Origin of the sequence: Bradyrhizobium sp., from assembly GCF_016462955.1 — a bacterium.
Classification (GTDB): Bacteria; Pseudomonadota; Alphaproteobacteria; order Rhizobiales; family Xanthobacteraceae; genus Bradyrhizobium.
Genome location: NZ_JAEMSD010000208.1, coordinates 1 through 1,556, shown reverse-complemented (window position 1 = coordinate 1,556; position 1,556 = coordinate 1). Strand labels below are relative to the sequence as shown.

The window sequence follows — 1,556 nt, the reverse complement described above, 5'->3', positions numbered from 1 at the left end:
CGACGAGTTGAAGTCGATCGCGCTGGCGCTGCAGGCGGACCCGTCGAAGGTGCTGTTTCTCGGCAAGAGCGCGACCGAGAGCGCGGTGAAGACCATGGATCTCTCCGGCTTCAGGATCCTGGCCTTTGCCACGCATGGACTGGTCCCGGGCGAGCTGAACGGGTTGACGCAGCCGGCGCTCGCCTTGTCGTCGCCGGCGGTGACGGGCGAGGGCGGCGATGGCCTCCTGACCATGGAGGAGATCCTCGGCCTCAAGCTGGACGCGGACTGGGTCGTCCTGTCGGCCTGCAACACCGGTGCCGGCGCCGGCGCAGGGGCCGAGGCGGCATCCGGGCTCGGGCGCGCATTCTTCTATGCCGGAACGCGCGCGCTGCTGGTGACGAACTGGTCGGTGCATTCACAATCGGCGCGGCAATTGGTGACCGACCTGTTCAAGCGGCAAGCCGACGATCCCAAACTGTCGCGGAGCGAAGCGCTGCGCCAGGCGGCGATGGCCCTCGTCGATGGCCCCGGTTATCTCAACGGCGAAGGCAAGACCGAATTCGCCTATGCGCATCCGCTGTTCTGGGCGCCGTACACCATCATCGGCGATGGCGGCTCGCGTTGATGATCAAGGAAAGGGGGCACTGACATGAAACGGAATGTCTTGCTTGGCCTTGCGGCTGCAAGTTTGTTGGTCTCGGCACCGTCGCGCGCCACGTTGCTGATCACGGAAGAGGAAGCCAAGCTGCCGCCTCCGAAGGGCGCGGTCGCCGTCGACCAGCGCGGCATCATGCGCGGCCCCAAGGTCGAGTTCGTCTCGCCGGGCGATTCAGCGAGGTCGCCCCTGCCGCTGGTCTTGAAGTTTCAATCCTACGGCGGGGCCAAGATCGATCCGGACTCGGTCAAGATGATCTTCCTCCGGACGCCAAACGTGGACCTGACCCCGCGGGTGAAGCCTTTCGTGAAGGCCGATGGCATCCACATGCAGGACGCAGAGCTGCCGCCGGGCGAATACACCGTGCGCGTCGACATCAAGGATAGCGACGGCCGGCCGGGCACCACGATCTTCACCCTGAAAGTGGCGCCCAAGTGAAGTGCCCTTATTGCGGGTCGGGACATGCGGAGGGGGCGCTGGCTTGCGCCGCCTGCGGGCGCGACATTGCCGTTCCCGCGACGCTGATCGCAGAGCGCGACGATCTCCTGCGCAAGCGGGAGGAGCTGCGCGATGAACTGCGCCGCGCCAGGGACCAGGTCGATGCCATCAGGCTGCGAAGGAAGTCGCGCTAGCGATGGAATGTCCGTTCTGCGCCGAGACGATCAAGGACGAAGCCATCGTCTGCAAGCATTGCTCGCGGGACTTGCGCGTCGTAAGGCCGATGCTGCGCGAAATCGACGAGATCGTGACCGAGCTCGACAAGCTCAGGCGGGATCTCGATCGCGTCAATGTCCGGCTCGAGCGCTACAACAATCCGCTGCGCTACTACGGAACGCATGCGGTGCTCTATGTCGCGATTCCGTCGCTGTTGCTGGTGATCGCGCATGTGCTCGTAACCATCACCTTCAACCTGTCTCCG

Annotated in this window: 3 protein-coding genes and 1 pseudogene; all 4 read left to right on the top strand. The window is 64.8% G+C overall.

From position 1 onward, the window contains the following. On the top strand, positions 1 to 607 hold a 607-nt coding region (locus tag JHD07_RS20785), incomplete at its 5' end, for a CHAT domain-containing protein (RefSeq protein WP_291625320.1). A gap of 24 nt (positions 608 to 631) precedes the next feature. After that, entirely contained in the window at positions 632 to 1,075 is a 444-nt protein-coding gene (locus tag JHD07_RS20780; protein WP_291625318.1) for a hypothetical protein, read from the top strand. Continuing rightward, on the top strand, positions 1,072 to 1,269 hold the full coding sequence (locus tag JHD07_RS20775; RefSeq protein WP_291625316.1) for a hypothetical protein: 198 nt from the start codon (positions 1,072 to 1,074) through the stop codon (positions 1,267 to 1,269). Before JHD07_RS20780 ends, JHD07_RS20775 begins: the two co-directional genes overlap by 4 nt. A gap of 2 nt (positions 1,270 to 1,271) precedes the next feature. Continuing rightward, a pseudogene (locus tag JHD07_RS20770) lies at positions 1,272 to 1,556 on the top strand (hypothetical protein); the annotation flags it as partial.